Source organism: Nitratireductor aquibiodomus NL21 = JCM 21793 (assembly GCF_000615975.1).
In the GTDB taxonomy this organism is placed as follows: Bacteria; Pseudomonadota; Alphaproteobacteria; order Rhizobiales; family Rhizobiaceae; genus Nitratireductor; species Nitratireductor aquibiodomus.
The window spans coordinates 58,370-65,457 of sequence record NZ_BAMP01000015.1 but is presented as its reverse complement, the minus strand read 5'-3'; the positions used below and the strand labels follow the sequence as shown (position 1 = coordinate 65,457).

General features: G+C 60.7%; 7 protein-coding genes and 1 pseudogene. 3 read left to right on the top strand and 5 right to left on the bottom strand.

What is annotated here, in order from left to right; translation table 11 throughout:
- Positions 1-185: 185 nt before the first annotated feature.
- The 5 genes and pseudogenes from frr to JCM21793_RS06570 all read right to left on the bottom strand — a co-directional run bounded on the left by frr (position 186) and on the right by JCM21793_RS06570 (position 4,413).
- Positions 186-746 carry a ribosome recycling factor gene (gene frr, locus JCM21793_RS06590; protein WP_025029853.1) on the bottom strand — a complete coding sequence of 187 codons (561 nt, stop codon included), beginning with the start codon at positions 744-746 and terminating at the stop codon, positions 186-188.
- 12 nt (positions 747-758) lie between these two features.
- Complete coding sequence (gene pyrH, locus JCM21793_RS06585) at positions 759-1,505, bottom strand: UMP kinase (protein WP_007006718.1); 747 nt, start codon at positions 1,503-1,505, stop codon at positions 759-761.
- 91 nt (positions 1,506-1,596) lie between these two features.
- Positions 1,597-2,519: pseudogene (gene tsf / locus JCM21793_RS24530) on the bottom strand (translation elongation factor Ts).
- 103 nt (positions 2,520-2,622) lie between these two features.
- Positions 2,623-3,417 carry a 30S ribosomal protein S2 gene (gene rpsB, locus JCM21793_RS06575; RefSeq protein WP_007006720.1) on the bottom strand — a complete coding sequence of 265 codons (795 nt, stop codon included), beginning with the start codon at positions 3,415-3,417 and terminating at the stop codon, positions 2,623-2,625.
- Between the two features lie 162 nt (positions 3,418-3,579).
- Positions 3,580-4,413 (bottom strand): cell envelope integrity EipB family protein, encoded by an 834-nt coding sequence (locus JCM21793_RS06570; protein WP_025029852.1) that lies wholly within the window; start codon positions 4,411-4,413, stop codon positions 3,580-3,582.
- A gap of 232 nt (positions 4,414-4,645) precedes the next feature.
- Between JCM21793_RS06570 and JCM21793_RS06565 the strand changes: the two genes are divergently transcribed.
- From JCM21793_RS06565 to JCM21793_RS06555, 3 genes are all read left to right on the top strand, one after another.
- Positions 4,646-5,113, top strand: a complete 468-nt coding sequence (locus JCM21793_RS06565; protein ID WP_007006722.1) for a RidA family protein — start codon at positions 4,646-4,648, stop codon at positions 5,111-5,113.
- Positions 5,113-5,823, top strand: a complete 711-nt coding sequence (locus tag JCM21793_RS06560; protein WP_025029851.1) for a glycerophosphodiester phosphodiesterase — start codon at positions 5,113-5,115, stop codon at positions 5,821-5,823. The genes JCM21793_RS06565 and JCM21793_RS06560 overlap by 1 nt, the downstream gene beginning before the upstream one ends.
- A gap of 131 nt (positions 5,824-5,954) precedes the next feature.
- Complete coding sequence (locus JCM21793_RS06555) at positions 5,955-7,082, top strand: GNAT family N-acetyltransferase (RefSeq protein WP_370671628.1); 1,128 nt, start codon at positions 5,955-5,957, stop codon at positions 7,080-7,082.
- Positions 7,083-7,088 lie beyond the last annotated feature (6 nt).

Sequence of the window (7,088 nt, the reverse complement as noted above, 5' to 3'; positions counted from 1 at the left end):
TGACCGGCCCGGCGCGGCAGGCCCCGCGCTTCGGCCCAGCGACCGTTTCCGTCCATGATGATGCTACATGCGCCGGCTTCAACTGGCAGTCTCCCCTCGCCTCTCAAGCAGGTTTTCAGCGGCCCTGCCGTTTCCAGCCCTTTTCTCCTCGTCCGAAAACCGGGAAAGCGCCGAAAGCGGGTCCGCTAGACCTGCATGATCTCAGCTTCCTTGTCAGTCAGGAGTTTGTCGATGGCGGAGATCGTGTCATCCGTCATTTTCTGCACCTGATCGGACTGCGTGTGCAGTTCGTCCTGGCTGATATCGCCGTCCTTTTCGGCCTTTTTGAGATGTTCCATGCCATCGCGGCGCACATGGCGCGCGGCTACCTTGGCGCTCTCGGCGTATTGATGGGCGATCTTCACCAGTTCCTTGCGCCGCTCCTCATTGAGCTCAGGAAGCGGAATGCGCAGTGTCGAACCGTCCACGATCGGGTTGAATCCGAGATTGGATTCGCGGATCGCCTTGTCCACGGCATTGACCATGCTCTGATCCCAGACCGCAACTGAGATCATACGTGGCTCCGGCACGGAAACCGTCGCGACCTGGTTGATCGGCATGGGCGAGCCATAGGCTTCCACATGGATGGGATCGAGAAGGTTGGCCGAAGCACGGCCAGTTCTCAGCGAAGCAAGGTCGTGCTGGAACGCGGTTGTCGCCCCGTCCATGCGACGCTTCAGATCTTTGAAATCAACGCCGTCCGCCATCATTAAATCTCCTTACGCACCGGCACGCTGTTCTGGTTCGGCGTCATCGGACACGATGGTGCAATGCCCGCCGCCTTTCAAGATGGCGTTGAATCCGCCCTCTTCGTGAATCGAGAAAACGATTATCGGAATGTGGTTCTCACGCGCAAGAGCAATCGCAGCAGTATCCATGATGGCCAGCCCATCACGGATCACCTGCGCGTGGCTCAGGCGCTCGTAGCGCGTCGCACTCGGATCCTTGCGCGGATCGGCGGAATAGACGCCGTCGACCTGCGTCCCCTTGAAAAGCGCGTCCGCGCCGATCTCGGCTGCCCTTAGTGCTGCTGCCGAATCCGTGGTGAAGAACGGATTGCCGGTGCCGCCAGCGAAAATCACCACCTTGCCGGCATTCATATAGCTCATGGCCTGGCGCTGGGAGAAGCTTTCGCAAAGCTCCGGCATGGCGATGGCCGACATCACCACCGCATCAACCCCCATCTTCACCAGCGAGGTGCGCAGCGCCAGCGAGTTGATGACGGTTGCGAGCATGCCCATGTGGTCCCCGGTAACCCGGTCGCCGCCCTTGGAGGCCACGGCAACGCCGCGGAAAATATTGCCGCCGCCGATAACCACGCCGACCTCGACGCCAATCCTGCGCGCTTCCAGAATGTCGCGGGCGATGCGGTCAACGACCGAAACATCGATGCCGAACCCCTGCTCGCCCATCAGTGCTTCGCCGGATGCCTTCAGGACAACACGCCGATAGCGTTTCTCGGTCATCTTCAAAGTCTCCAAATTTGACCCTGCGTTACACGAAGGGCGCCGCGTTGTCACGCGGCGCCCTTTGTCTTCAAACAGTTATTCGCCCGTCTTACGACTTTGCAGCAGCAGCCACTTCAGCCGCGAAGTCGGTCTCTTCGCGCTCAACACCCTCGCCGAGTGCGAAGCGGACAAAGCCGACGATCTTTGCCGGGGCGCCGATTTCCTTTTCGGCTTCGGCCAGCGCCTTCTCGACAGTCAGATCCGGGTTCATCACGAATGCCTGCTTCAGGAGGACAACCTCCTCGAAGAATTTGCGCAGACGGCCTTCAACCATCTTCTCGATGATGTTTTCCGGCTTGCCCGACTGGCGCGCCTGGTCGGAGAAAATCTCCTTCTCACGGGCAACGGCTGCCGGGTCGACATCAGCCTCGGTCAGAGCCAGCGGGTTGGTCGCGGCAACATGCATGGCAACCTGACGGCCGAAGGCGCGGGCAGCATCGGCATTGCCGGTCGTCTCAATCGCCACCAGCACGCCAAGCTTGCCAAGACCGTCAGTCACGGTATTGTGGACGTAGCTTGCGACGGCGCCGTTCTCCACGGACAGCTTCGCCGAGCGGCGCAGCGTCATGTTTTCACCGATCGTGCCGATGGCGTCCTTCACCGTGTCGGCGACGGATTTGCCCGTCGCGGGATAGTCGCCGACGAGACAGCGTCGATGGAACCGTCGGTGCCGAGTGCAACGGTCGCAATGTTGCTGACCAGTGCCTGGAACGCGTCATTGCGGGCAACGAAGTCGGTCTCGGAATTGACCTCGACGACAACGGCGCTGTTAGCGTCGGATGCAACGCCGATCAGGCCTTCGGCAGCCGTGCGGCCGGCCTTCTTGTCGGCCTTGGCGATGCCCTTCTTGCGCAGCCAGTCCATGGCTGCTTCCATGTCGCCATTGTTCTCGGTCAGGGCCGTCTTGCAGTCCATCATGCCTGCGCCGCTCTTCTCGCGCAGTTCCTTGACCATTGCTGCTGTAATGCTCATCGTCGCCTCTTCATAAATCTTCTAACAAAAACGGCCGCGTAGCTTCCTGTCTGCCGCGCGGCCGCCGCGGAGCCTCAGCCCCACATTTTCGGTACGGCGCTTATCAGGCGTCCTTGTTTTCTTCCGCTGCCGGCGCTGCGGCCTCATCGTCGAGGGTCGGTTCTGCCGGAGCCTCGACTGCTTCGCCGATATCGAGGCCGAGAGCACCCTGCTGGCGCTCAATGCCGTCGATTGCCGCCTTGGCAACGAGATCGCAGTAAAGAGCGAGCGCACGTGCGGCATCGTCGTTGCCCGGGATCGGGTAGTCGACAACGTCCGGATCGCAGTTCGAATCGACAATGGCGACAACCGGAATGCCGAGGCGCTTGGCCTCCTGAACGGCAATCGCTTCCTTGTTGGTGTCGATCACGAACATCAGGTCCGGCGTGGAGCCCATGTCGCGGATACCACCGAGGGCACGGTCGAGCTTCTCGCGCTCGCGCTCAAGGTTCAGCCGCTCCTTCTTGGTGAAGCCCTGGGCATCGGCAGCGAGCAGTTCGTCGAGCTTGCGCAGACGCTGGATCGAGTTGGAAATCGTCTTCCAGTTGGTCAGCATGCCGCCAAGCCAGCGGGCGTTCACATAATACTGTGCCGAACGCTTGGCAGAATCGGCAACGATCTCGGATGCCTGACGCTTGGTGCCGACGAACAGGATGCGGCCGCCCTTGGCGACGGTGTCGGAGACAGCCTTCAGCGCCTGGTGCATCAGCGGCACGGTCTGGCTCAGGTCGATGATGTGAACATTGTTGCGGGCGCCAAAGATGTAGTTGGACATCTTCGGGTTCCAGCGGTGGGTCTGGTGACCAAAGTGAACACCAGCTTCCAGAAGCTGGCGCATGCTGATATCGGGCAGTGCCATTCGTTATCCTTTCCGGTTGAACCTCCACGGACTGTCAGGCGGAAACCGCCACCGGAGGCGCTGGCCGGATGTCTCCCGACCGGAACCAAGATCCGTGTGTGGAATGCGCGCGCATATAGAAGCTTATGGCGCAGAATGCAAGCGTTTGGCCGGCGAAAGGGCCTAATCAGCGCAATTGCGCGCCTCTTTCGTCTCATCGAACATGGTCAGATCGACAAGCTGGCCGCGAATCGAGAACTCGCCATAGTTCATGTCGAGGCTGCGCGTGACGCCGCTTTCATGCAACAGAAAGCTGATCTCGTAATCCGGCAAAGCCTCGCCGCGCTCCTGCGTGGGATCGAAATAGGCAATGCTCACCGGCCAGTAAGACTGGTTCGCGAGCGGCGCCGCGGCCGAACGTTCCGCTTCGTCCTCTCCGATCGGTTTTGGCCCTCCGATGGTCACGGACGTGATCATGACGCGGTCAGCATCCTCGGAGCTGTCATAAAGCGTGGTCTGGTAAAATCCGCCGCCGGATTCGGCCTTTGCCAGCACCTCTTTCATGTGCTGAACCGGGAACTGCGTCTTCTCAAGCGTCTCGCTGCGAGGTTCGGGTTTTGAAAGTTCCACAAGTGTTTCGCCGTCGCCGAGGCGGGCAACACCCTTCACTTCCCGGTCGAGCGCGTTGTCGAGATACATCTTGTTGACGAACTGGAAGACTTTCCCGTTACCGTCCTCATAGGTGGATGTCTGCTGATCGGAAAGCCGCGATGCCTCGTCCGTTTCAAGCCGCATGACGAAGCGGAAGGTGGTCGTGTACCCCTCACAGGAGGAGCCTGCAAACTCGTAGACCATGCGCCCGGTAATGCCGTTGATGCCGGAACGGTCGCTCGCCTGTTCCAGAGAAAGGTCGTAGACGGCCCGATGTGGCAGCAGTTTTGGTGCGGCCAGGGCAACACCCGGCCCCGCAACCGGAACGCAGAGCAGGGCCAAAGCAAATAGGCGCAATGAGCGCATGAACGACCTCCGGAATTCGGCTATTACGGTCGCAGCGTGTCGTGACCGTCTGGATGGTTCCCGTTTGAACGAGAGTCGTGGCGGAAGCGAGGCAAATATGCAACCTCTGCCACTGCGGCACATTCCCCCTTGAGCGCAGATTCGATTGCGAAAGTGTTGCAACTGACGTTTAGTTCCGCCTGCGCGGCGGAGTTGCCGCATCCAGAATCTTATAAAATGCCGGGAGAGCAATATGGCACTTAAAATCGAGAAAAGACTGCTGGAACTGGGTGTCGAATTGCCCGAAGCGGCAGCGCCGGTTGCAAACTATGTGCCTTATGTCCAGACCGGTTCTCTGCTGATGACCTCGGGGCAACTGCCCATCAAGGATGGCAAGCTGATGGCCATGGGCCTTCTGGGGCGTGAACTGGGAACCGAAGCGGGCAAGCTCGCCGCCAAATGGTGCACGGTCAATGTGCTGGCACAGGCGCGTGCCGCGCTTGGCGACCTGGAACGGATCAAGCGTGTGGTGCGCATCTCCGTCTATGTCGCCTCGACGCCGGACTTCACCGACCAGCATCTGGTAGCCAACGGCGCTTCGGATTTCCTCGTGGCGGCGCTTGGGGACCGCGGACGCCATGCACGCGCAGCCGTCGGCATGGCATCACTGCCAATGAACGCGCCCGTCGAGATCGATGCCATCATCGAGGTTGCCGCGTAATGCCCGATCTCGACTGGCTGGCGGCACGGCCCATCGCGCATCGCGGTCTTCACGACATGAACAACACGCGCTGGGAGAACACGCTCCCGGCTTTCGAGGCGGCGGCCGATGCCGGCTATTCCATCGAATGCGATGTGCATCTGTCATCCGACGGGGTGCCCATGGTCTTTCACGATCATGCACTGCGCCGCCTGACGGGTCAGGACGGGACGATTGCCGGAAAGACGGCGGCGGAAATGAACGCGCTGAGGGTCGGCGATACCGCCGCTCGTGTGCCGACCCTTCGTGAAATGCTGGACCTGGTGGCCGGCCGCGTGCCGCTGGTGATCGAACTCAAGGGCTCCGAGGGTCATGACGACGCGCTCGTTGCCCGTGTCGCTGAGACGCTTGAGGGGTATTCGGGCCCCATGGCACTCATGTCGTTCGAGCATCGACTGGTGCGCCAGTTTTCCCGACTGGCACCCGGACTACCGTGCGGCCTGACGGCCGAAGGCACTGCACCGGAGGCCATGGAAGCGCATTTTTCCATGCTGGCGCATGACATCTCTTTCGTCTCCTACGCGGTCAAAGAGCTACCGAACCCGTTTGTCGCATTCGTGCGTGAACGCCTCTTCATGCCTGTCATCACATGGACGGTGCGGGACCGCGAGGCCGTCAAACGCACCTTCGCTTATGCCGACCAGATGACGTTCGAAGGTTTCACACCCTGACTGCGCCAAGCGTTCGCAACCTCTTGAAGCCGCACCCGGCGGACGCTTAGTTAAGCTATATGACTGCAACAGAAACCAACACGCCAATGTCGGGCGACGTGACACTGACGGTTTCACCGTCACTCGCCGATATGCCAGAGGCTGACTGGGCAGCTCTTTCCGGGGCGCGTCGGAACGGAACGGGTTCACCCTACAACCCATTCGTTTCATACGCGTTTCTGTCGAGTCTGGCAGACAGTGGATGCGCGGTGCGCGAAAGCGGATGGCTTGGGCAGCATCTGTTTCTGCGCGCGGCAGACGGCACGCTTCTGGGGGCGGTGCCGTGCTATCTCAAATCTCACAGCCAGGGCGAATATGTCTTCGATCATGGCTGGGCGGATGCCTTCGAGCGTGCCGGCGGGCGCTATTACCCAAAACTGCAGGTGTCGATACCCTTCACGCCTGCGAGCGGTCCGCGCCTCCTTGTGCGCGAGGGAGCATCATCCCGCGCCGTGCGCGAGGCACTGGCGGAAGGAATCAAGACCCTGACGGACCGGCTGGGCGTTTCGTCGGCGCATGTCACCTTCGCGACAGACGACGACATCGCCGCGCTGGACCGCGCGGGGTTTCTGATGCGCACCGATCAGCAGTTTCACTTTTTCAATCGTGACTATGGTCACTACGACGACTTTCTTGCCACACTCGCTTCACGCAAGCGCAAGGCGCTGAAAAAAGAGCGTCGTACCGCGCTCGAAAACGGTATCGAAATCGACTGGCTGACGGGACCGGATCTGACAGAATCCGTCTGGGACGACTTCTTCAGCTTTTACGCCGATACTGGAAGCCGCAAATGGGGGCGCCCCTATCTCAACCGCCGGTTCTTTTCCCTTATCGGCGAGCGGATGGCCGACGACATCCTGCTCGTCATGGCCCGCAGGAATGGCCGCTACATTGCCGGCGCGATCAACTTCATTGGCTCAGACACGTTGTTTGGCCGGAACTGGGGCTGCGTCGAACATCACCCCTTCCTGCATTTCGAGGTCTGCTACCATCAGGCAATCGAGTTTGCCATTGCCCGCGGACTGACGCGTGTGGAGGCCGGCGCACAGGGCGAACACAAGCTCGCGCGCGGCTATGAGCCCGTCACCACCCGGTCGGCCCATTATATTCCCCACCCGGGCCTGCGGCGCGCGGTGGCGCAATATCTGGAAATGGAACGCCGGGACGTGGCGGAAATCAGCCGCATGCTGGAGGCCCATACACCGTTCCGCAAAGGCTGATGGGCT

Excerpts from the sequence above, each read along its gene's own strand:
- frr (WP_025029853.1), bottom strand. The coding sequence starts at position 746 with ATGGCGGACGGCGTTGATTTCAAAGATCTGAAGCGTCGCATGGACGGG.
- pyrH (WP_007006718.1), bottom strand. The coding sequence starts at position 1,505 with ATGACCGAGAAACGCTATCGGCGTGTTGTCCTGAAGGCATCCGGCGAA.
- rpsB (WP_007006720.1), bottom strand. The coding sequence starts at position 3,417 with ATGGCACTGCCCGATATCAGCATGCGCCAGCTTCTGGAAGCTGGTGTT.
- JCM21793_RS06570 (WP_025029852.1), bottom strand. The coding sequence starts at position 4,413 with ATGCGCTCATTGCGCCTATTTGCTTTGGCCCTGCTCTGCGTTCCGGTT.
- JCM21793_RS06565 (WP_007006722.1), top strand. The coding sequence starts at position 4,646 with ATGGCACTTAAAATCGAGAAAAGACTGCTGGAACTGGGTGTCGAATTG.
- JCM21793_RS06560 (WP_025029851.1), top strand. The coding sequence starts at position 5,113 with ATGCCCGATCTCGACTGGCTGGCGGCACGGCCCATCGCGCATCGCGGT.
- JCM21793_RS06555 (WP_370671628.1), top strand. The coding sequence starts at position 5,955 with ATGCCAGAGGCTGACTGGGCAGCTCTTTCCGGGGCGCGTCGGAACGGA.